Here is a 22,343-nt window from a genome sequence, read left to right as displayed (position 1 = left end):
CGCGATTATCGCGCGGCGTCCGTGTTAAAGGACGGGCGGCATCGGCGGCTGGTCGATGACGGCCGGCGTTTCGCGTGCCGCACGCAGATCGCGCTTCAGGCGCCCGTTCTCGAGACGCAAGCGAAAGATCGAAGGCAGCGCGGACAGCAGGCCGGCCAGCAGCCCCACGGCGAAGAACGCGAGGCCGATCAGGATCAGCGGCGCTTGCCACGAATAGCCGGCAACGAAATTCAGCGTCGCGGTTTGCGTATTGGCCAGCGCAAGCACCAGCAGCAGTACGAACACCAATACCCGGATCAGCCAGACGATAAACTTCATGAAGCCCTCTCTTTGTTGAGGTTTGCCGCGGCGCGCGACTCCCCTTCGCCGCACCGAATCGACCCGTATTGTAAAGGATGCGTTTCCGCGCCTGCGCAGATCCTGCGCGCACCCGTTGCGCGGCGATCGCCGAAAATGAAAAAAGCGCCCGCAAGGGGCGCTTTTCTTTTCAGCCTTCGCCGGATGGGTTCCGGGCCAACCGGATGACGCTCAACGCTCGTCGTCCGGATCGTCAGCCTTCAGCGGTTCACCGGCGCGGCCGTCGACGCGTTCCCGCAACTCCTTGCCAGGCTTGAAGTGCGGCACGAACTTCTCGGGCACCTGCACTTTCTCCCCTGACTTCGGGTTGCGTCCGACGCGCGCCGGGCGACGGTTGAGGCCAAAGCTGCCGAAACCCCGAATTTCAATGCGATGCCCTTTCGCCAGGGCGTCAGACATCGCATCGAGCATCGTTTTCACCGCGAAATCCGCATCCTTGAGGACAAGTTGCGGAAATCGCGATGCCAGCTGCGCGACCAACTCGGATTTGGTCATACTTCAGCAGACCTCGTGAGGCTTACTGGTTCTGGCCGTCGAGCTTCGCCTTCAGCAGCGCGCCGAGGTTGGTCGTACCGGTCGCAGCAGCGCTCGAGTCCGACTGCAGGCCGCGGATCGCTTCCTGTTGTTCAGCCGAATCCTTCGCCTTGATCGACAGGTTGATGCCGCGCGACTTGCGATCGATGTTGATCACCATCGCGTTGACCTTGTCGCCTTCTTTCAGCACGTTGCGTGCGTCTTCGACGCGATCCTGCGAGATTTCCGATGCGCGCAGGTAGCCTTCGATGTCGCCCGTCAGCGTAACGACCGCACCCTTCGCATCGACCGTCTTCACGACGCCGTCGACGATCGAGCCCTTGTCGTTCATTGCAACGTAGTTGCTGAACGGGTCGCCTTCGAGCTGCTTGATGCCGAGCGAAATACGTTCCTTCTCGACGTCGATACCGAGCACGATGGCTTCGACTTCGTCGCCCTTCTTGTACTTGCGAACAGCTTCTTCGCCAGCTTCGCTCCACGACAGGTCCGACAGGTGAACCAGGCCGTCGATGCCGCCCGGCAGACCGATGAACACGCCGAAGTCGGTGATCGACTTGATTGCGCCCGTGATCTTGTCGCCCTTCTTGAAGTTGCGGCTGAAGTCATCCCACGGATTCGGCTTGCACTGCTTCATGCCGAGGCTGATACGACGACGGTCTTCGTCGATCTCGAGGACCATGACTTCGACTTCGTCGCCCAGCTGGACAACCTTCGACGGAGCAACGTTCTTGTTGGTCCAGTCCATTTCCGACACGTGGACGAGGCCTTCGATGCCCGATTCCACTTCGACGAATGCGCCGTAGTCGGTGATGTTCGTGACCTTGCCGAACAGGCGCGTGCCCGACGGGTAACGGCGCGAGATGCCTTCCCACGGATCGTCGCCCAGTTGCTTGATGCCCAGCGAGACGCGGTTCTTCTCTTGGTCGAACTTGAGGATCTTCGCGGTGACTTCCTGGCCAACCGACAGGACTTCGCTCGGGTGACGCACACGACGCCATGCGATGTCGGTGATGTGCAGCAGGCCGTCGATGCCGCCGAGGTCGACGAACGCGCCGTAGTCGGTGATGTTCTTGACCACGCCGTTGACGATCGCGCCTTCCTTCAGCGTCTCGAGCAGCTTCGCGCGCTCTTCGCCTTGCGTTGCCTCGATCACTGCACGACGCGACAGCACGACGTTGTTACGCTTGCGATCGAGCTTGATCACGCGGAACTCGAGCGTCTTGCCTTCGTACGGGGTCGTGTCCTTGACCGGACGCGTGTCGACCAGCGAACCCGGCAGGAACGCGCGGATGCCGTTGACCATCACGGTCATGCCGCCCTTCACCTTGCCGGTGATCGTGCCGGTGACGAGTTCGTTGTTGTCGAGAGCCTTTTCCAGCGACAGCCACGATGCAAGGCGCTTCGCCTTGTCGCGCGACAGGATCGTGTCGCCGTAGCCGTTTTCGAGTGCGTCGATCGCGACGGACACGAAATCGCCCGACTGCACCTCAACCTCGCCCTGATCGTTCAGGAATTCCTCGATCGGAATGTAAGCCTCGGACTTCAGGCCTGCATTGACGACCACGAAGTTGTGGTCGACGCGCACGACTTCGGCGGAAATCACTTCGCCGGCGCGCATGTCTTGGCGGGTCAGCGACTCTTCGAACAGAGCCGCGAAAGATTCAGTATTCGGGTTGGAGGTTTGCAGGTCGGACATAAAAATCTGATTGTGCATGGCTCGCTGTGCCACGCCGGCCGGAATGGCAGGCTGAAAGGGCCAGATCGAAGACCACACGGGGTTAAGGGTTCGAAACACGCTCCGCGCTTGCGACGCGGGGCACCTACCGCTGCCCGCCTTCTCAGGCGGGCTGACCGAGCGCGCGATACCACTGCAGCACCTGGTCGACTGCTTCGTCGACCGAAAGTGCCGACGTATCGAGCAGCTTGGCATCTGCCGCGGGCTTCAGCGGTGCGGCCGCGCGATTGCTGTCGCGCGCGTCACGGTCACGAAGATCCCGGAGCAAGTCATCTATATTAGCAGAAAAACCTTTTTGCATCAATTGCTTATGCCGTCTGGTCGCGCGCGCCTCGGCGCTGGCCGTCAGGAACACCTTCAGCACGGCGTCCGGGAAGATCACGGTGCCCATGTCGCGCCCGTCCGCGACGAGGCCCGGCGTCTTGCGGAACGCGCGCTGGCGCGCGACGAGCGCGGTGCGCACGGGCCCGTGCACGGCAATCGCCGATGCGCGGTTGCCGACCGCTTCGGCACGGATGTCGTTCGACACATCGACGCCGTCGAGCTGCGCGCAGCCTTCGCGGAACGTGATGTGGAGATCGTCGATCAGTTTCACCAGCGCGTCGATGTCCTCCGCGTCAATGCCGTAGCGCACGCTCGCGAGCGCGGCGAGCCGGTACAGCGCGCCGCTGTCGAGCAGGTGGAAGCCAAGGTGCGCGGCGACGAGTGCGGCGACGGTGCCCTTGCCGGAAGCAGTCGGGCCGTCGATCGTGATGACGGGAGTCGGGTGAAAGGGTCGGGTCGATTTCATCGGAACAAATGGGTCAGGCTTTGGCGAGCGCGGCGAAGCGGTCGAAATAGTCGGGGAACGTCTTGCCGACGCACTTCGGATCGTTGATCCGCACGGGCACGCCGCCCAGGCTGACGAGCGAGAAGCACATCGCCATCCGGTGATCGTCGTACGTGTCGATCGCCGCGTTCGGCGTGAGCTTTTCCGGCGGCGTGACGACGAGGTAGTCAGGGCCTTCCTCGACGATCGCGCCAACCTTGCGCAGCTCGGTCGCCATCGCGGCGATGCGGTCGGTTTCCTTCACGCGCCAGCTCGCGATGTTGCGCAGCGTGCTCGTGCCGTTCGCGAACAACGCCGCGACCGCAATGGTCATCGCCGCATCAGGGATCAGGTTGAAGTCCATGTCGATCGGTTCGAGCTTGCCGTGGTCGTGACCGATACCGCGCACGTCGATCCAGTCGTCGCCCATCGTCACGTTCGCACCCATCTGCATCAGCGCATTCGCGAAACCGACGTCACCCTGGATGCTCGCCCGCCCCACGCCTTCGACGCGCAGCGGGCCGCCGCCAAGTGCGCCGGCCGCGAGGAAGTACGATGCGGACGACGCATCGCCCTCGACCATGATCCGCCCCGGCGAACGGTAGCGGACGCCGGCCGGCACGACGAAGCGCTGCCAGCCGTCGCGCTCGACGGTCACGCCGAAGCGCTCCATCAGCCGGATCGTGATGTCGATGTACGGCTTCGAGATCAGCTCGCCGTCGACCTCGACGACGATCCTGCCGTCCTTCGCCTTCACGAGCGGCAGCGTCATCAGCAGCGCCGTGAGGAACTGGCTCGACACGTCGCCGCGCACGCGGATCGGCGCGTCGACGGAAATGTTCGCGGGCTTGATCCGCAGCGGCGGGTAGCCTTCGTTCAGCTCGTAGTCGATCTGCGCGCCGATCTGCCGCAGGCCGTCGACGAGATCGCCGATCGGCCGCTCGTGCATGCGCGGCACGCCGTGCACGCGATAGTCGCCGCCATTCACCGCGAGCGCGGCGGTCAGCGGCCGCACGGCCGTGCCCGCGTTGCCGAGGAACAGGTCGGCCGTCTTCGCGGTGAATGCGCCGCGCGTGCCCGTGACGACACAGGTGTCGCCATCGCGCGCGAGCTTCACCCCGAGCTTGCCGAGTGCGTCGAGCATCACGCGCGTGTCGTCGGAGTCGAGCAGGTTGGTGATCGTCGTTTCGCCTTCGGCAAGCGCCGCGAGCAGCAGCACGCGGTTCGAAATGCTCTTCGAGCCGGGCAGGCGCACGGTGCCCGATGCGCTGGAGTACGGGCCGAGATCGAGATAGTCCATGGGAATCGTCCTGTTATTTCTTGACCGGTTCGGCAGCGGGCGCACCACCGCGCTCCTGCCATGCCTTGCGCGCCGCGCGCGAGCGCGTGAACACCGCTTCGAGCGCCGCGCCGTCGCCGGCGTCGATCGCCGCGCGCAGCCGCGCGAGCACGCGCGTATAGCCATCGAGTTCGTCGAGCAGCGCCGCGCGGTTCGCGACGCACACGTCGCGCCACATCTCCGGGCTCGACGCCGCGATGCGCGTGAAATCGCGGAAACCGCCCGCCGCGTACGAGAACTTCAGTTCCGCATCGGCCTCGCCGAGGATCTGTTCGACGAGCGCGAACGACAACACGTGCGGCAGATGGCTGATCGACGCAAACACACGATCGTGCTGCTCCGTGCTCATCGTGCGCACGTCAGCGCCGGTTGCGCGCCACATCGCGTCGATCCGCGCGACCGATTCGATTGCATTCTCCGGCAGCGGGCACAGTACGACGTTGCGGCCGACGTACAGATCCGGCAACGCGGCCTCGACGCCGCTCGACTCGCGGCCGGCAATCGGATGCCCCGGCACGAACTGCGCGACCCGAGCACCGAGCGCTTCGCGCGCGGCCGCGACGACATCGGACTTGGTGCTGCCCGCGTCGGTGACGATCGTCGCCGCTTCAAGCCACGGCGCGATGCGCGCGAGCAACGGCCCCGTCTGCGCGACGGGCGCCGCCAGCAGCACGAGATCGGCGCCTGCGAGCGCGTCACGTAATTGCACGTCGTCGTCGAGCGCCGCCGCTCGGTCGATCACGCCAAGCGCAAGCGCACGCTCGACCGAAGGACGTGAACGACCCACGCCGACAACCTCGCCCGCGCCGCCTGGCGCGCGCTCGCGCAGTGCGCGGGCCAGCGATCCGCCGATCAGGCCGACGCCGAAGATGACCAGTTTGTTGAATGCAAAGCCTGACACGACAAGAGCCAAGTTACGCGCGCGGGACGACGCCCGCCACGCGGAATTCCAGATTCCGGGCAACAGGCCCGCATCCGGCACAACCTGCGCCGGATGCCGCCCGAACCCGCCTTCGGCAGCGCCGACCGGCCTGCCCTGCCCGCCGGGCCCCAACGCCTGCGTGAACAAGCGACGGGCCGCCGCGCATCAGCGTGCGCGCGGATACGAACCGAGTATCTTCAGGAACGCGGCCTTCTGGCCGAGTTCCGCGAGCGCGGCCGCAACTGCCGCATCGTCCCGATGCCCCTCGATGTCGATGTAGAAGTAGTACTCCCATGTGCCGACGCGCGCCGGGCGCGACTCGAAGCGCGTCATCGACACGCCGTGCCGTGCGAGCGGCTCGAGCAGCTTGAATACGGCGCCCGGCTCGTTCTTCACCGACACGATCAGCGACGTCTGGTCGTGACCGCTTTGCCCCGCCGGCTGCTTGCCGATGATCACGAAGCGCGTGCGGTTGTGCGGATCGTCCTGGATCAGCGAGAACGCGATCTGCAAGCCGTAGTGCGCGGCCGCGCGGTCGCCCGCGATCGCCGCGACGGTCGGATCGGCCGCCGCGAGACGCGCGGCCTCCGCGTTGCTCGCTACCGCCTGCCGCTCGAGCTGCGGTGCATTCGCTGCGAGCCACTGCTGGCATTGCGCGAGCGCCTGCGCATGTGCACAGACGCGTTTCACGCCGTCGAGCGTGCCGCTCTGCGTCAGCAGGTTGTGATGGATCGGGAGCGCGAGCTCGCCGCTGATCAGCAGTTGTGTCTGCAGCAGCAGGTCGAGCGTTCGAGACACGGCGCCTTCGGTCGAGTTCTCGACCGGCGCAATGCCGAATGCGGACGCGCCGGCCTCGACCGAGCGGAACACCTCGTCGATCGACGGGCACGGCAGCCCTTCGATCGACTGGCCAAAGTACTCGAGCATCGCCTGCTCGCTGTACGTGCCGACCGGCCCGAGGAACGCGACGTGGATCGTCTGCTCGAGTGCACGGCTCGCGGCCATGATCTCGCGCCAGATGGCGCTGATGTGCTCGCTCGCGAGCGGCCCCGCGCTCATGTCCTGCAGCCGCGCGATCACCTGCAGCTCGCGCTCCGGCCGGAACACCGGCGCGTTGAAATGCTTCTTGACCTCGCCCACCTCCAGCGCCACTGCGGCGCGCTGATTCAGGAGCGCGATGAGCTGCGCATCGATCGCGTCAATGCGATCGCGCAGCGGTTTCAGGCGGGAATTCAGTTCGTCGTCCATGCGTTTTGCCGTGCTGTTTGAACAGCGCCGCCGTCAGGCGCCGCGCTGCTCGAAGTCCTTCATGTACTCGACGAGCGCCTTCACGCCCTCGAGCGGCACCGCGTTGTAGATCGACGCCCGCATACCGCCGACGGACTTGTGGCCCTTCAGCTGCAGCAGCCCGCGCGCCTTTGCGCCGGCAAGGAAGTCTTCGTTGCGCGTTTCGTCGGCCAGGAAAAACGGCACGTTCATCCGCGAACGCGCTGCCGGCTCGACCTTGTTCAGATAGAAGCTGCTCGCATCGATCGTGTCGTAGAGCAGCTTCGCTTTTTCGATGTTGCGGGCCTCGATCGCTTCGAGGCCACCCTGCCGCTTCAGCCACTGGAATACCAGGCCCGCGATGTAGATCGCGTAGGTGGGCGGCGTGTTGTACAGCGAGTTGTTCGCGGCGATGGTCTTCCATTCGAACGCGGACGGGCAGATCGACAGCGCGCGGTCGAGCAGATCCTCGCGCACGATCACGAGCGTCACGCCGGCCATCCCGATGTTCTTCTGCGCGCCGCCGAACAGCACGCCGTACTTCGCGACGTCCATCGGACGCGACAGGATGTGCGACGAGACGTCCGCGACCAGCGGCACGTCGCCGAGATCGGGAATCTCGAACGTCTCGACGCCGTCGATCGTCTCGTTGGTGCACAGATGCACGTACGCCGGATCGTCCGACAGCTGCCATTCGGCGCGCGCGGGCGCACGCGTGAAGCCGTCTTCGGTCTTGCCGGTCGCGGCGAGATGCGGCGTGCCGTATTTCTTCGCTTCGCTGAACGACTTCTGCGACCACGAGCCGGTGACGACGAAGTCGGCCGTCTTGCGCGACCCGAGCAGGTTCATCGGCACGATCGCGTTTTCCGCGATACCGCCCCCCTGCAGGAACAGGATCCGGTGACTGGCCGGCACACCGAGCAGGTCGCGCAGGTCGGTCAGCGCGGCCTCGTGGATCGACATGAATTCCTTGCCGCGATGGCTCATCTCCATCACGCTCATGCCGCTGCCGTGCCAGTCGAGCATTTCGTCGGCAGCTTGCCGCAGCACTTCCTCGGGCATCGCCGCAGGGCCGGCGGAGAAATTAAAGACGCGCATCGTGAAAACCTCGGAGGGACGCGACCGGCTCGCCGCCGGCGGAACGCGCCAGAAAAGAAATGGCCGCTTGCGCTCGCGCGCAAACGGCCATTATCGCACTGTCGCCAGGCTCCCGCCAAACCCGGCCGAACGGCCGGGGGGCGTGCCTGGACGGCTTTACTTGCCCGGCTTGACTGCTGCGACTTCCTTGTCAGCCTGCGTGCGCGTTGCCTGGATAGCTTGCGGCATGTACTTCTGCATCAGGCCGTTGACCACGTCGCGACCGACCTGATCCTGAACCTGAATGAACTTGCGGCCCGTCGGGCTCTTGTAGAACGTCGTCAGATCCTTGATCTCCGACGTGCTGTAGTACTTCGCGTATGCGTCGTACTGAGCCGACATCGCGTCGTTCTGGAACTGTTGCGTACCGAACACCTTGCCTGCGCCGTCAACCAGCTTCGGCACTGCGTTCTTCTGCAGCGTCGGAACGGCAGCCTGCTTCTGCTTGTCGTTCAGCGTCTTGTTTTCCGACAGCGCGTCCGACAGGATCGCCGGCACGAGTTGCTTGGCCTGCATTTCGGCGCTGTTGCCGATTGCCGACACGAGCTTCGGCGCGTCGATCGCGTCGAGCAGATCCTTGATCGCTGCCTTCTTGTCGGCGTCGATCGGCGCAGCTGCCGCGGCGGGTGCCGGTGCGGAATTCGACAGCGCTTGCGCCATCGCGAACGTCGGCACCAGTGCAGCCAGCAGGACCAGTTGCTTGAATTGCTTTTGCATCATCACTCCCTTTTGGAAATATGAATGGTTGCTCGCCGGCCGCGGCGCTTCACGCCCGCGGCGGCCAGAGTCTCATCCGTTCTTCAGGCTTCGCCGTCCGACGCCTCGTCGGCCTCGCCATCGCCCTCTTCGGCCTCCGCGATCTGCTGCAGGCCAGAGAGCTTGGTACCCTCATCGAGACTGATGAGTGTAACACCTTGCGTGGCACGCCCCATCTCGCGAATCTCGGATACGCGGGTGCGAATCAACACGCCGGCCGTCGTAATCAGCATGATCTGATCCTCGGCGTCGACGAGCGTCGCGGCCACGACCTTGCCGTTGCGCTCGGACGTCTGGATCGCGATCATACCCTTCGTACCACGGCCGTGGCGCGTGTACTCGGTGATCGGCGTGCGCTTGCCGTAGCCGTTCTCGGTCGCGGTGAGCACGGTCTGCTCCTCGCTGCCCGCGACCAGCATCGCGATGACCTGCTGCCCGTCCTCGAGCTGCATGCCGCGCACACCGCGCGCCTCGCGCCCCATCGGACGCACGTCGTTCTCGTCGAAGCGCACGGCCTTGCCGGCGTCGGAGAACAGCATCACGTCGTGCGCGCCGTCGGTGATCGACGCACCGATCAGGAAGTCGCCGTCGTCGAGGCCGACCGCGATGATGCCCTTCTTCATCGGACGGCTGAATGCTTCGAGCGGCGTCTTCTTCACGGTGCCGAGCGACGTCGCCATGAAGATGAACTTGTCGGCCGAGAATTCCTTGACCGGCAGCACGACGTTGATCTTCTCGCCATCCTGCAGCGGGAACATGTTGACGATCGGGCGGCCGCGCGAGTTGCGCGAGCCCTGCGGCACTTCATAGACCTTGACCCAGTACACGCGGCCGCGGTTCGAGAAGCACAGGATGTAGTCGTGGGTGTTCGCGATGAACAGCGTCTCGATCCAGTCGTCTTCCTTCATCTGCGTCGCCTGCTTGCCGCGACCGCCGCGCTTTTGCGCGCGGTACTCGGACAGCGGCTGCGACTTCACGTAGCCCGCATGCGACATCGTGACGACCATGTCCTGCGGCGTGATCAGATCTTCGGTGTTCAGCTCGGTTGCGTTCAGTTCGATCTTCGAGCGGCGCGCGTCGCCGAACTCGGCCTTCACCGTGGTCAGCTCCTCGCCGATCATCGTCGTGATCCGCTCGGGGCGCGCGAGGATGTCCAGCAGGTCGGCGATCTGTGCCATCACTTCGCGGTACTCGCCGATAATCTTGTCCTGCTCGAGGCCGGTCAGGCGCTGCAGACGCATCTGCAGGATTTCCTGGGCCTGCGTGTCGGACAGGCGGTACAGGCCGTCGCTCTGCATGCCGAACGCCGGGTTCAGACCTTCCGGGCGGTACGCGGAGCGGCCGCCGGCCGCCGCATTCTCGCTCTCCGCGCGCGTGAGCATCTCGCGCACGAGCGACGAATCCCACGGCTTCGCCATCAACTCCGCCTTCGCGATCGGCGGCGTCGGCGCGGCCTTGATGATCGCGATGAACTCGTCGATGTTCGCAAGCGCGACCGCGAGACCTTCGAGCACGTGGCCGCGTTCGCGGGCCTTGCGCAGTTCGTAGATCGTGCGGCGCGTCAGCACTTCGCGCCGATGCGACAGGAAGCACTGCAGGATTTCCTTCAGGTTCAGCAGCTTCGGCTGGCCGTCGACGAGCGCGACCATGTTCATGCCGAACGTATCCTGGAGCTGCGTCGCCTTGTACAGGTTGTTCAGCACCACTTCCGGCACTTCACCGCGCTTGAGCTCGATCACGACGCGCATGCCGCTCTTGTCGGACTCGTCGCGGATGTCGGAGATGCCTTCGAGCTTCTTCTCGTTGACAAGCTCGGCGATCCGCTCGAGCAGCGAACGCTTGTTCACCTGGTACGGCAACTCGTCGACGATGATCGCCATCCGCTGGCCGCGGTCGATCTCCTCGAAGTGCGTGGCCGCACGCATCACGACGCGACCACGCCCGGTGCGGTAGCCGTCGCGCACGCCGGCGACGCCGTAAATGATGCCGGCCGTCGGGAAATCCGGCGCCGGGATGATCTCGATCAGCTCGTCGATCGTCGCTTCCGGGTTGGCCAGCAGGTGCTGGCACGCGTCGACGACTTCGTTCAGGTTGTGCGGCGGGATGTTGGTCGCCATGCCGACCGCAATACCCGACGAGCCGTTGATCAGCAGGTTCGGGATGCGCGACGGCAGGACCGACGGCTGCGTTTCGTTGCCGTCGTAGTTCGGCTCGAAATCGACCGTTTCCTTGTCGATGTCGGCGAGCAGCTCGTGACCGATCTTCGCCATGCGAATTTCGGTGTAACGCATCGCCGCGGCATTGTCGCCGTCGATCGAGCCGAAGTTGCCCTGCCCGTCGATCAGCATGTAGCGCAGCGAGAAGTCCTGCGCCATCCGTACGATCGTGTCGTAGACCGCGGTGTCGCCGTGAGGGTGGTACTTACCGATCACGTCACCGACGATACGCGCCGACTTCTTGTACGCGCGGTTCCAGTCGTTGTTCAGTTCGTGCATCGCGAACAACACGCGCCGATGCACGGGCTTCAGGCCATCGCGGACATCCGGGAGGGCACGTCCGACGATCACGCTCATCGCGTAATCGAGATACGAACGGCGCATTTCCTCCTCTAGGGAGGTGGGCAGGGTCTCTTTGGCGAATTGATCCATGTATCCGTATCGTTTCGGAGCGAAGACGGCGAACGCCTTTCGCGTGGGCGCTGCATGCGCAACGCAACGCGAGATTCTAACATGCGCCCATCAGCCGCCAATTCGCCTCCCCCTCTATATATAAATAGCGAAAATCGCAGCCGCGGCGGACCGGCCGGAAATTGCCCACCGCAATTGCGCCCGACTCGGCGCCACCGACGATCGCATCGCACTTGTTTCTCGCACACGAGTAAACAAATGCATTCACTGGCGCAATTCCGCCCCCACACTCTTGACAATCTCTGAAAGTTGCGGCAGGCCGGTGTTGCGCATGCACCACAAACGTTGGGGCGATCTTAGGGTGGGGAGGATTTTTTTTCGTAGGAAGGGAACGATATGGCAAAATGCCAACGCACTGAAAGTTAGACGCTGCTCGAAGTCTACACAGAGCGGTGCCGCGTTTTTTGTGCCGCACCAATGTTATACTTCGAGCAATGTATGACTTGTCACCGTCAACAGGCTCGCAGTAAACCTGCGGTAATCTCAATTTCGAGAGGAGAAATATGAATAAACTTTCAAAGCTCGCGTTCATTGCAGCTACCGCAGTTATGGCTGCATCCGCTTCGGCACAGTCGGTGCCGGCGTCGCGTCAAGCCGTCAATGACAACTGGGTGAACGGCACGGGCGAATGGGTGTGGATGAACGGTACGAACGAGCTCTGCTGGCGCGATGCGTTCTGGACGCCGGCCACCGCCAATGCGAAGTGCGATGGCGCACTGGTCGCTCAAGCACCGCAACCGCCGGTCGCTCCGGTCGCTCCGGTCATCTCGAGCCAGAAGATCACGTATCAAGCTGACGCTCTGTTCGACTTCGACAAGGCAACGCTCAAGCCGCTGGGCAAGCAAAAGCTGGACGAACTGGCTGCGAAGATCGAAGGCATGAACACGGAAGTGGTCGTCGCAACGGGCTACACGGACCGTATCGGTTCGGACAAGTACAACGACCGTCTGTCGCTGCGCCGTGCGCAAGCCGTGAAGTCGTACCTGGTCAGCAAGGGTGTGCCGGCCAACAAGATCTACACGGAAGGCAAGGGCAAGCGCAACCCGGTTACGACTGGCTGCAACCAGAAGAACCGCAAGCAACTCATCGCCTGCCTCGCACCGGATCGCCGCGTGGAAGTCGAAGTGGTTGGTACGCAAGAAGTCCAGAAGACGACCGTTCCGGCAAACTAAGCCGCGGTTTTCGACTGCTTCAAAGCCCCGCTCCGGCGGGGCTTTTTCTTTGATGCCCGTCCAGGCGCTCGCCGCTTCGCCGCTCGTCCGCTTCTTATATACTCGGGGCTGACGAACCGCAGCACCGCCCTCCTCCCGTAGCCCGTTTGCCGACATGACCAACGCCGATCCGCACGAACTCCAGAAATTCAGCGACCTCGCCCATCGGTGGTGGGATCCGAATGCCGAATTCAAGCCGCTGCACGACCTGAACCCGGTCCGGCTCGGCTGGATCGATGCGCATGCGCACCTCGCCGGCAAGCGCGCGCTCGACGTCGGCTGTGGCGGCGGCATCCTGTCCGAATCGATGGCCGGAATCGGCGCACAGGTGAAAGGCATCGACCTGTCGACCGAAGCACTTGGCGTCGCCGACCTGCACAGCCTCGAAAGCGGCATCTCGGTCGATTACGAGGCGATCGCCGCCGAGGCGCTCGCCGCGCGAGAGCCGGGCACCTACGATGTCGTCACGTGCATGGAAATGCTCGAGCACGTGCCGTCGCCCGGCGATGTCGTCGCCGCGTGTGCGACGCTCGTGAAGCCGGGCGGCTGGGTGTTCTTCTCGACGCTGAATCGCAACCTGAAGGCTTACCTGTTCGCCGTGATCGGCGCGGAGTACATCGCGCAAATGCTGCCGAAGGGCACGCACGACTACGCGCGCTTCATCCGCCCGTCGGAACTGGCCGGCTTCGTGCGGGCAACGGATCTGCACATCGTGGAGATCAAGGGCATCACGTATCACCCGATCGGCAAGCGTTTCGCGCTGTCGAACGACACCGACATCAACTACCTCGTCGCGTGCCGTCGTGGCGCGTGACCTTCCAACCGGCATGACGACTCCCCTCTCGACCGCTCGGGTTGCAATCGACGAATCGCGCCTGCTGCACTGCGATGCCGTGCTGTTCGATCTGGACGGCACGCTCGCCGACACGGCCCCCGATCTCGCGGCTGCCGTCAACAAGATGCAACGCGTGCGCGACCTGCCCGAAACACCGCTCGACGTGCTGCGGCCGCTGGCCTCGGCCGGTGCGCGTGGCCTGCTCGGCGGCGCGTTCGGTATCGATCCGCACACGCCCGGTTATGAAGCGATGCGCGACGAGTTCCTGGCCAACTACGCGACGGATCTGTGCGTGCATACGACGCTGTTCCCCGGCATTGGCGACGTGCTCGACGAACTCGACACGCGCGGCGTGCGCTGGGGCATCGTCACGAACAAGGCAATGCGGCTCACGGCGCCGCTCGTCGAGCTGCTCGGCCTCGCGCCGCGCGCCGCCTGCGTCGTCGGGGGCGACACAACGCCGCATCCGAAGCCGCACCCGGCCCCGCTGCTGCATGCGGCCGACCAGTTGACGCTCGCGCCTGCGCGCATCGTCTACGTCGGCGACGATCTGCGCGACATTCAAGCCGGCAGCGCCGCCGGCATGGCGACGGTCGCGGCTGCGTACGGCTATTGCGGCGACGGCGCCGCGCCGGCCGACTGGCAAGCGGAGCATCTCGTCGACACAACGCAGCAACTACGCGAACTGCTGCGCGATGTTGGGCTATAATGGTCGATCTTATCCGCGGGGGCGACCTGGTTTCGACAGGGGTTGTGAAGCGGCTAGGGCATGTCGAGGACCCGTCACCTCGTTAATCAATGGGAAAATCGTAACTGCAAACGACGATACGTTCGCACTGGCAGCCTAAGGGCCGCCGTCCTCTGCCTAGTTCACTGACGGGCTAGTGTCGCAAGACCGGTAGCAATACCGCCAGAGGTCATTTACGTCAGTTAAGCCCTGTCGGCGTCGCGACGCCAGGGTCGAAAACCTAGCGAATCGCCGTAGTGCAGCGTGTTCGTCCGCGTCGCTGCGGTTAAATCAAATGACTGAACTAAACATGTAGAACTAGTCGTGGAGCGCTTCTGGACGCGGGTTCGATTCCCGCCGCCTCCACCATATTCCGCGCTCGCCGCACGAACCCCGCATGACGCAAGTCTGCGGGGTTTTTTGTGGCCGGCGAAACGCATGCGCCCCCTCCTTCCGAAAAAGCGCCCAGCCACGGGTGGGCCGGGCGGAATGCCGCCGGGCTTCCGGCGACAGGAGGTGACGGAGTTCCTGCCGCGTCCGCGCAATCGTCGATCGCGCCAGGCAGCGGCCAGCCCGGGCGCTGCAGTGCCGGGCGCGACGCGTCGTCGCACCCGGCATTCACGCACACCGGGCGATGCGCGGTTTAGCTGCCGCGATACAACGACTTCATTTCCTCAGCAGTGGCCGGACGCACGCCCATTGCGCGCGAACCCGATGCCGATACGCCCTGCGCCTGTGCACCGTACCCGCTGGCGTCGGCGCCTTGCGCTTGCGCCAGCGCGCTGCGCTGTTGCTCTGCAACACTCGCCGTTGCAGCCTGGATCGCTTCCGGATAATGCGGATCTTCACCGCGAGCGGAGTTGTAACCCGCCTGCTGCAGTTGGACCAGCTCGGCACGAACCTGCGCGCGGGTGATCGTCGAGCCCGACTGAGCAAACGACACGACCGGGGCAACGAGAGCGGCAGCAACGACAACAGCTTGAACGAGCGACTTCATGATGACCTACCTCCAGATTTGTCTGTGTTCGCGGTGAACACCTTGTTCATCGCTGACAACCCGAAGTTTATGTAGGCAGATGCTTAAGAATAAGGCAGGTTTCTGGAAGACATCCTTCCTGATTTACGGGTTAACCCTAGGCATCTGTCAGGTCGGCGATGTGCGCGGGCATCGCCCGGCGTCAAATCGCCTGAAGATTCGACGGAAAGCAAAAGCCCCGCAAAGCGAAAACGCTTCGCGGGGCTCGGGCAGAATCGGGATCGCACGGGATTCCGGCAGTTGCCAGTGAGCCAGGCCGATGCGCGGGCGGGCGCAATGCACGCCAGTCGGACCGGTGCCGCACGACTATCGTGCGGACGCGCCCGCCAGCCGGGTTACTGAGTATCCATCGGACACTTCAGGTTGCAGCCGTTCGGATCGCCCATGTCGCCCTTGCGGCGCAAGGCCGACTTCTTGCCGCTCTGGTATTTCTGCGACGGCGTTGACGCCGCGAACGGCATCTGCGGATGCTCGTTCAGGCGAAACTGTTCGCTCAGGATACCGCCAGGCACACCGGGGGAATTCTGCGCGAGCGCAAACGGCGAAACAGCGACCAGCAGCCCTGCGGTCAACGCTGCCGCGGCGAGGGGAACGGAAAATTTCATGGCGGGATGACGCTTGAACGGCGTGCTTGTTGGAACGTTGGTCAAGCGGCAAGCGTAGCGCAAATCCCTCGCTGCTGCATCGCGGTGCGATCACGCCCGCGTTACCGGGAATTGCCCGCCGGCGCGCTCGCGCCGTCGCCGCCGGCCAAACCCGTCGCGATGCTCGTCAGCGTTCCGCACGCGGCCGGATCGTAGCCGTCGAGATGCGCGACGCGCTCGACGAAGCGTGCATCGCGCAGCAGCGCCAGTACGCCGGCAAGCGGCCGCGCGTCGAGCCGCGCGCGTTCGCATGCGAAGTAATAATCTTCGTCGACGACCGGAATGAAATCGAGCCCGAAGTGGTGTGCAGCCGGCTCGACGCCGAAGCCGAGATCGGCCATCCCGCTGGCGACGAACGCCGCGATCGCTGAATGCGTGAGTTCGGCCGACGCGTAGCCGTCGATGCGCTCGGGATCGATGCCGATCGCGCGCAGCGCAAGATCCAGCAGCATGCGCGTACCCGACCCCGGCTGGCGGTTGACGAAGCGGATGTCACTGCGCGCGAGATCCGCGAGCCCGCGCACCTGCTTCGGGTTGCCGCGCGCAACGAACAGCCCCTGCTGGCGCCGTGTCAGGTGGATCAGCACATGGCGCGTATCGTCGAGCCACGGCCGGTAGATCTGTGCGCACTGCGCGCGAAACGCGCCGCGCGGCAGATGGAAGCCGGCCAGGTCGCACTCGCCGCGAGCAAGCGCCTGCACGGCCTCGACGCTCTCGCGATACTTGATGTCGACAGCCGCCTGCGCATCGACGAGCGCGGATACGAGCGTCGCGACCGCGTAGCCGTGCGACGCGTGGATACGCACGGCGCCGTCGCGCTGCGCGAGCCGCCGGTTCAGGTCGCTCGCCACTTCGGCCGCCAGCGTGCGCAGGTTCCCGTCGAGCCGGCTGCGCGCGAGGCGCTGCGCATCAACCACCGCCTGCCCGAGCGCCGACAGCGTCGAACCCTTGCCGCGCGCGGTTTCGATCAGTTCCCCGCCGATGCACGCTTCCAGCGTGCGCAGCATGCCCCACGCGTGCCGGTAGGACAGCCCTTTCGCTTGCGCGGCTTGCGCAATGCTGCCCGTGTCGGCCACGAGTTCGAGCAATGGCGCGACATCCGACAGGCTGGCCGCACGGCCTTCCGTGTCGCGTACGGTCAGATACGCGTCGCATTCGATTCGAATCATTTATGCACTCCGATTTCCTATTGCGACCGCCAAATCTTCCGCTTATCGTTGTTTGAAATCAATCAGAACGAAGTCGCGATGCGCACTATATGAATCTCGAGCGCATATGAGACTTTGGAGGAGCACAACTGATGTCCCCGAATTCCCAAGCGCCCGACGCGCTCGTCGAGCGCCATGCACGCGCCGGCCGGTCGCTCGTGGCGATCCTGCACGCGATCCAGGACGACGCGGGTTACGTACCGCCAGGCTGCGTCGCGCCGCTCGCCCGCGCACTCAACCTGTCGCGTGCGGAAGTGCACGGCGTCCTGACTTACTACCATCACTTCCGCACCGCGCCGCCCGCGCGCGTGACGATCCAGATGTGCCGCGCCGAAGCGTGCCGCAGCATGGGCTGCGAAGCGCTGGCCGCGCATGCGGAAGTCCGCACGGGTTGCCGGTTCGACGCGGCGCACGGCAATGCCGCCGATGTGCATGCACCGGGTGACGTCGCGCTCGAATCGGTTTATTGCCTCGGACTGTGTGCGCAGTCGCCGTCGCTGACGGTCAACGGCGTACTGCATGCCAAGGTCACGCCGGAGAAATTCGACGCGCTACTTGCCGACGCGGTCGCCCACACCCCGGGGGCCGCATGACGACCCGCATCTATGTCCCGCGTGATTCGTCCGCGCTGGCACTCGGCGCCGACGCGCTCGCCGCCGCCATTGCAGCGGAAGCCGAACGCCGCGGCGTCGCCGTCGAACTGGTTCGCAACGGTTCACGCGGGCTGCTGTGGCTCGAGCCGCTCGTCGAGGTCGGCACGGCCGCCGGCCGCGTCGGCTATGCGAACCTGTCGGCCGCCGACGTGCCGGCCCTGTTCGACGCAAACTGGCTCGAAGGCGGCACGCATCCGAGCGGCGTCGGCCTCGTCGACGCATTGCCCTATCTCGCGCGCCAGCAACGCCTCACGTTCGCACGCATCGGCCTGACCGACCCACTGTCGATCGACGACTACCTGCGATACGAAGGCCTCGCCGGCCTGAAAAACGCGCTCGCGCTCGACGGCGACGCGGCGTGCGAAACGCTGATCGAATCAGGGCTGCGCGGCCGCGGTGGCGCAGCGTTCCCGGCCGGTATCAAGTGGCGCACGGTCCGGCAAGCAAGCGCCACGCAGAAATACATCGTCTGCAATGCAGACGAAGGCGATTCGGGCACCTTCTCCGACCGCCTGATCATGGAATGCGATCCGTATTGCCTGATCGAAGGAATGATCATCGCGGGTATCGCGACCGGCGCGACGGTCGGCTACATCTACGTGCGCAGCGAATATCCGCACGCGATCGCCACGCTCGAAGCCGCGATCGTCCGCGCACGCGAAGCCGGCTGGCTCGGCGAGCACGTGCTCGGCTCCGCGCATGCGTTCGAGCTGCACGTCGCGAAAGGCGCGGGCTCGTACGTATGCGGCGAGGAAACGGCGCTGCTCGAATCGCTCGAAGGCAAGCGCGGCGTCGTGCGTGCGAAACCGCCGCTGCCCGCGCTCGCCGGCCTGTACGGGCAGCCGACCGTCATCAACAACGTGATCACGCTCGCAACGGCGCCCGTGATCTTCGCGCGCGGCGCGGCGTTCTATCGCGACTACGGGATGGGCCGCTCGCGCGGCACGCTGCCGTTCCAGCTCGCAGGCAACATCCGCTACGGCGGCCTCGTCGAGCTCGCGTTCGGCGTCACGCTGCGCGAGCTGCTGTTCGACTTCGGCGGCGGCACGGCAAGCGGCCGGCCCGCACGTGCCGCGCAGGTGGGCGGCCCGCTCGGCACCTACCTGCCCGACCATCAGTGGGACGTGCCGCTCGACTACGAAGCGTATACAACGATCGGCGCGGTGGTCGGCCACGGCGGCATCGTGCTCCATGACGACACATCGAACCTCGCCGAGCTGGCCGAATACGCGATGAAGTTCTGCGCGATCGAATCGTGCGGCAAGTGCACGCCGTGTCGAATCGGTTCGACGCGCGGCGTCGAGACGATCGCGCGCATCCGCCACGGCGACACGTCGGAGCGGCAGGTCACGCTGCTGCGCGACCTGTGCGACACGATGCTGGCCGGTTCGCTGTGCGCAATGGGCGGCATGACACCCTACCCGGTGCTGTCCGCGCTCGACCATTTCCCCGAAGATTTCGGGCTCGCTGCCGGCAAAAATGCCGCGTCGGGTCCGGTCAAGGCTGCGGCCTGACCCAGAAGGAGCCCTGCATGTCCCTCGACACGAACAATGTCCGCCAAGGCGGCTGCGGCTCGGGCCAATGCGCGTGCAAGAGCGCCGCACAGGCGCGCACCCGCGACCCGTTCGACGATACCGACTACGGCACACCCCAGCGGCATGCCGATACCGACGTCACGCTCGAAATCGACGGCCAGCCGGTCACGGTGCCGGCCGGCACGTCGGTGATGCGTGCCGCGATCGAAGCCGGCGTCAACGTCCCGAAGCTCTGCGCGACCGATTCGCTCGAACCGTTCGGCTCGTGCCGGCTGTGCCTCGTCGAGATCGAAGGCCGGCGCGGTTATCCGGCGTCGTGCACGACACCTGCCGAAGCGGGCATGAAGGTGCGCACGCAGTCGGACCGGCTGCAGTCGCTGCGTCGCAACGTGATGGAGCTGTACATCTCCGACCATCCGCTCGATTGCCTCACCTGCCCCGCCAACGGTGACTGCGAGCTGCAGGACATGGCAGGCGTCGTCGGGCTGCGCGAAGTGCGTTACGGCTTCGACGGCGCGAACCATCTGCACGACAAAAAGGACGAATCGAATCCGTATTTCACGTACGACCCGTCGAAGTGCATCGTCTGCAACCGCTGTGTACGCGCCTGCGAGGAAACGCAAGGCACGTTCGCGCTGACGATCGCCGCACGCGGCTTCGAATCGCGCGTCGCCGCGGGCGAAAGCGAATCGTTCATGGCGTCGGAATGCGTGTCGTGCGGCGCGTGCGTCGCCGCCTGCCCGACCGCCACGCTGCAGGAAAAATCCGTCGTGCAGCTCGGGCAGCCCGAACACTCGGTCGTCACGACCTGCGCATACTGCGGCGTCGGCTGCTCGTTCAAGGCCGAGATGAAGGGCACGCAGGTCGTGCGCATGACGCCGCACAAGAACGGCCTCGCGAACGAGGGCCACGCATGCGTGAAAGGACGCTTCGCATGGGGCTATGCCACGCACAAGGACCGCATCACGAAGCCGATGATCCGCGAGAAGATCACCGACCCGTGGCGCGAAGTCAGCTGGGACGAAGCCCTGACCTACGCGGCGACGCAATTCCGCAAGCTGCAGCAGAAGTACGGCCGGGACTCGATTGGCGGCATCACGTCGTCGCGCTGCACGAACGAGGAAACCTACCTCGTGCAGAAGCTGGTGCGCGCCGCGTTCGGCAACAACAACGTCGACACCTGCGCACGCGTGTGCCACTCGCCGACGGGCTATGGCCTCAAGACGACGCTCGGGGAGTCGGCCGGCACGCAGACGTTCGCATCGGTCAGCCAGGCCGACGTGATCGTCGTGATGGGCGCGAACCCGACCGACGGCCACCCGGTGTTCGGCTCGCGGCTGAAGCGGCGCGTGCGTGAAGGCGCAAAGCTGATCGTGATCGACCCGCGCCGCATCGACGTCGTCGACGGCCCGCACGTGAAGGCCACCTACCACCTGCAGCTGCGCCCCGGCACCAACGTCGCGATCGTCAATGCGCTCGCGCACGTGATCGTCACCGAAGGGCTCGTCGCCGACGCGTTCGTCGCCGAGCGCTGCGAGACGCGAGCGTTCGAGCAATGGCGCGACTTCGTCTCGCGTGCCGACAACTCGCCCGAGGCAACCGCCGACGTGACGGGCGTGCCCGCCGAGTTGGTACGCGAAGCCGCGCGCCTCTATGCGACGGGCGGTAATGCCGCGATCTACTACGGGCTGGGCGTGACCGAGCACGCGCAGGGCTCGACGACGGTGATGGGCATTGCCAACCTCGCGATGGCGACCGGCAACCTCGGCCGCGAAGGCGTCGGCGTCAATCCGTTGCGCGGCCAGAACAACGTGCAGGGCTCGTGCGACATGGGCTCGTTCCCGCACGAGCTGCCCGGCTACCGGCACATCAGCGACGAGGTCGTGCGCACGCAGTTCGAAGCCGCGTGGTCGGCGAAGCTGCAACCGGAACCGGGGCTGCGCATCCCGAACATGTTCGATGCAGCCCTCGACGGCAGCTTCAAGGGGCTTTACTGCCAGGGCGAGGACATCGTCCAGTCGGACCCGAATACGCAGCACGTCGCGGCCGCGCTGTCGGCAATGGAATGCATCGTCGTGCAGGACATCTTCCTGAACGAGACCGCGAAATACGCGCACGTGCTGCTGCCCGGCTCGTCGTTCCTCGAAAAGGACGGCACGTTCACGAACGCGGAGCGCCGCATCTCGCGCGTGCGCAAGGTGATGCCGCCGCTCGCGGGCTACGCGGACTGGGAAGTCACGCTGATGCTGTCGCGCGCGCTCGGCTACGAGATGGACTATGCGCATCCGTCGGAAATCATGGACGAGATCGCACGGCTCACGCCGACCTTCTCGGGTGTGTCGTATGCGAAGCTCGACACGCTCGGCAGTATTCAGTGGCCGTGTAACGAGCACGCGCCGGAAGGCACGCCGACGATGCATATCGACGCATTCGTGCGCGGCAAGGGCAAGTTCGTGATCACGCAGTTCATTGCGTCGCCGGAGAAGGTCACGCAACGCTATCCGCTGATCCTGACGACGGGCCGCATCCTGTCGCAGTACAACGTCGGCGCGCAGACCCGCCGCACCGAGAACGTGCAGTGGCACGAAGAGGATCGCCTCGAGATTCATCCGCACGACGCCCAGGATCGCGGCATCCGCAGCGGCGACTGGGTGGGCATCGAATCGCGGGCGGGGCAGACGGTGCTGCGCGCGCTCGTGACCGAACGCATGCAGCCGGGTGTCGTGTACACGACGTTCCACTTCCCCGAATCGGGCGCGAACGTGATCACGACGGACAGCTCGGACTGGGCGACGAACTGCCCCGAGTACAAGGTGACGGCCGTGCAGGTGCTGCCCGTCGCGCAGCCCTCCGACTGGCAGCAAGCGTATGCGCGCTTCAACGCTGAGCAGCTCGACCTGCTCGAGCGCCGCGCAGCCGCGACCGCCAGCGTGACGGCAGGCAAGTGAGGAAG

At 65.1% G+C, this 22,343-nt stretch carries 19 protein-coding genes and 1 other RNA gene; 7 read left to right on the top strand and 13 right to left on the bottom strand.

The features are described from left to right. Window positions 1-24: 24 nt before the first annotated feature. From ACPTTC_RS05465 to gyrA, 10 genes are all read right to left on the bottom strand, one after another. Window positions 25-318 (bottom strand): lipopolysaccharide assembly protein LapA domain-containing protein, encoded by a 294-nt coding sequence (locus ACPTTC_RS05465; protein ID WP_423391792.1) that lies wholly within the window; start codon window positions 316-318, stop codon window positions 25-27. Window positions 319-528: 210 nt separating this feature from the next. Then, window positions 529-852 carry an integration host factor subunit beta gene (locus ACPTTC_RS05460; protein ID WP_006486894.1) on the bottom strand — a complete coding sequence of 108 codons (324 nt, stop codon included), beginning with the start codon at window positions 850-852 and terminating at the stop codon, window positions 529-531. 22 nt (window positions 853-874) lie between these two features. Next, window positions 875-2,587 carry a 30S ribosomal protein S1 gene (gene rpsA, locus ACPTTC_RS05455; protein WP_069257957.1) on the bottom strand — a complete coding sequence of 571 codons (1,713 nt, stop codon included), beginning with the start codon at window positions 2,585-2,587 and terminating at the stop codon, window positions 875-877. Window positions 2,588-2,729: 142 nt separating this feature from the next. After that, a complete protein-coding gene (cmk, locus tag ACPTTC_RS05450) occupies window positions 2,730-3,416 on the bottom strand; it encodes a (d)CMP kinase (protein WP_226195637.1) in 687 nt (228 codons plus the stop codon). 13 nt (window positions 3,417-3,429) lie between these two features. Then, window positions 3,430-4,734 (bottom strand): 3-phosphoshikimate 1-carboxyvinyltransferase, encoded by a 1,305-nt coding sequence (aroA, locus tag ACPTTC_RS05445; RefSeq protein ID WP_423391791.1) that lies wholly within the window; start codon window positions 4,732-4,734, stop codon window positions 3,430-3,432. A 13-nt stretch (window positions 4,735-4,747) separates the two neighbouring features. Further along, entirely contained in the window at window positions 4,748-5,674 is a 927-nt protein-coding gene (locus tag ACPTTC_RS05440) for a prephenate dehydrogenase/arogenate dehydrogenase family protein (RefSeq protein ID WP_423391790.1), read from the bottom strand. A gap of 186 nt (window positions 5,675-5,860) precedes the next feature. After that, on the bottom strand, window positions 5,861-6,943 hold the full coding sequence (pheA, locus tag ACPTTC_RS05435) for a prephenate dehydratase (protein ID WP_124669188.1): 1,083 nt from the start codon (window positions 6,941-6,943) through the stop codon (window positions 5,861-5,863). A gap of 33 nt (window positions 6,944-6,976) precedes the next feature. After that, complete coding sequence (gene serC, locus ACPTTC_RS05430; protein WP_089460586.1) at window positions 6,977-8,059, bottom strand: 3-phosphoserine/phosphohydroxythreonine transaminase; 1,083 nt, start codon at window positions 8,057-8,059, stop codon at window positions 6,977-6,979. Window positions 8,060-8,215: 156 nt separating this feature from the next. Next, window positions 8,216-8,815 (bottom strand): DUF2059 domain-containing protein, encoded by a 600-nt coding sequence (locus ACPTTC_RS05425; RefSeq protein WP_021157463.1) that lies wholly within the window; start codon window positions 8,813-8,815, stop codon window positions 8,216-8,218. Between the two features lie 83 nt (window positions 8,816-8,898). After that, entirely contained in the window at window positions 8,899-11,502 is a 2,604-nt protein-coding gene (gyrA, locus tag ACPTTC_RS05420; protein WP_226195634.1) for a DNA gyrase subunit A, read from the bottom strand. A gap of 542 nt (window positions 11,503-12,044) precedes the next feature. On the opposite strand from gyrA, the gene ompA reads away from it, so the two are divergent. From ompA to ssrA, 4 genes are all read left to right on the top strand, one after another. Continuing rightward, window positions 12,045-12,713 carry an outer membrane protein OmpA gene (gene ompA / locus ACPTTC_RS05415; RefSeq protein ID WP_174950996.1) on the top strand — a complete coding sequence of 223 codons (669 nt, stop codon included), beginning with the start codon at window positions 12,045-12,047 and terminating at the stop codon, window positions 12,711-12,713. A gap of 154 nt (window positions 12,714-12,867) precedes the next feature. After that, window positions 12,868-13,566 carry a bifunctional 2-polyprenyl-6-hydroxyphenol methylase/3-demethylubiquinol 3-O-methyltransferase UbiG gene (ubiG, locus tag ACPTTC_RS05410; RefSeq protein ID WP_423391789.1) on the top strand — a complete coding sequence of 233 codons (699 nt, stop codon included), beginning with the start codon at window positions 12,868-12,870 and terminating at the stop codon, window positions 13,564-13,566. A 13-nt stretch (window positions 13,567-13,579) separates the two neighbouring features. Further along, a complete protein-coding gene (gene gph, locus ACPTTC_RS05405) occupies window positions 13,580-14,296 on the top strand; it encodes a phosphoglycolate phosphatase (RefSeq protein ID WP_423391788.1) in 717 nt (238 codons plus the stop codon). 17 nt (window positions 14,297-14,313) lie between these two features. Continuing rightward, window positions 14,314-14,683: a transfer-messenger RNA gene (ssrA, locus tag ACPTTC_RS05400) on the top strand. Between the two features lie 274 nt (window positions 14,684-14,957). Here the strand turns inward: ssrA and ACPTTC_RS05395 are convergent. From ACPTTC_RS05395 to ACPTTC_RS05385, 3 genes are all read right to left on the bottom strand, one after another. Further along, a complete protein-coding gene (locus ACPTTC_RS05395) occupies window positions 14,958-15,311 on the bottom strand; it encodes a DUF4148 domain-containing protein (RefSeq protein ID WP_423391787.1) in 354 nt (117 codons plus the stop codon). Window positions 15,312-15,685: 374 nt separating this feature from the next. Further along, a complete protein-coding gene (locus ACPTTC_RS05390) occupies window positions 15,686-15,955 on the bottom strand; it encodes a hypothetical protein (RefSeq protein WP_423393316.1) in 270 nt (89 codons plus the stop codon). A 101-nt stretch (window positions 15,956-16,056) separates the two neighbouring features. Further along, window positions 16,057-17,163, bottom strand: coding sequence for a substrate-binding domain-containing protein (locus tag ACPTTC_RS05385; RefSeq protein WP_423391786.1), 1,107 nt, complete (start codon window positions 17,161-17,163; stop codon window positions 16,057-16,059). Between the two features lie 131 nt (window positions 17,164-17,294). On the opposite strand from ACPTTC_RS05385, the gene ACPTTC_RS05380 reads away from it, so the two are divergent. The 3 genes from ACPTTC_RS05380 to fdhF are packed head-to-tail and all read left to right on the top strand — an operon-like array spanning window position 17,295 to window position 22,338. Beyond that, window positions 17,295-17,795, top strand: coding sequence for an NAD(P)H-dependent oxidoreductase subunit E (locus ACPTTC_RS05380; protein WP_423391785.1), 501 nt, complete (start codon window positions 17,295-17,297; stop codon window positions 17,793-17,795). Then, window positions 17,792-19,369: a formate dehydrogenase beta subunit gene (locus tag ACPTTC_RS05375; RefSeq protein WP_423391784.1), complete on the top strand. Its 1,578-nt coding sequence runs from the start codon at window positions 17,792-17,794 to the stop codon at window positions 19,367-19,369. The genes ACPTTC_RS05380 and ACPTTC_RS05375 overlap by 4 nt, the downstream gene beginning before the upstream one ends. A gap of 17 nt (window positions 19,370-19,386) precedes the next feature. Beyond that, window positions 19,387-22,338, top strand: coding sequence for a formate dehydrogenase subunit alpha (gene fdhF / locus ACPTTC_RS05370; protein ID WP_423391783.1), 2,952 nt, complete (start codon window positions 19,387-19,389; stop codon window positions 22,336-22,338). The last annotated feature ends 5 nt before the right edge of the window (window positions 22,339-22,343 follow it).

Source organism: Burkholderia mycopellens (assembly GCF_964265025.1).
Taxonomy (GTDB): Bacteria; Pseudomonadota; Gammaproteobacteria; order Burkholderiales; family Burkholderiaceae; genus Burkholderia.
Note: the sequence above shows the minus strand (reverse complement) of the source record. Positions and strands in the feature narration are given on the sequence as shown.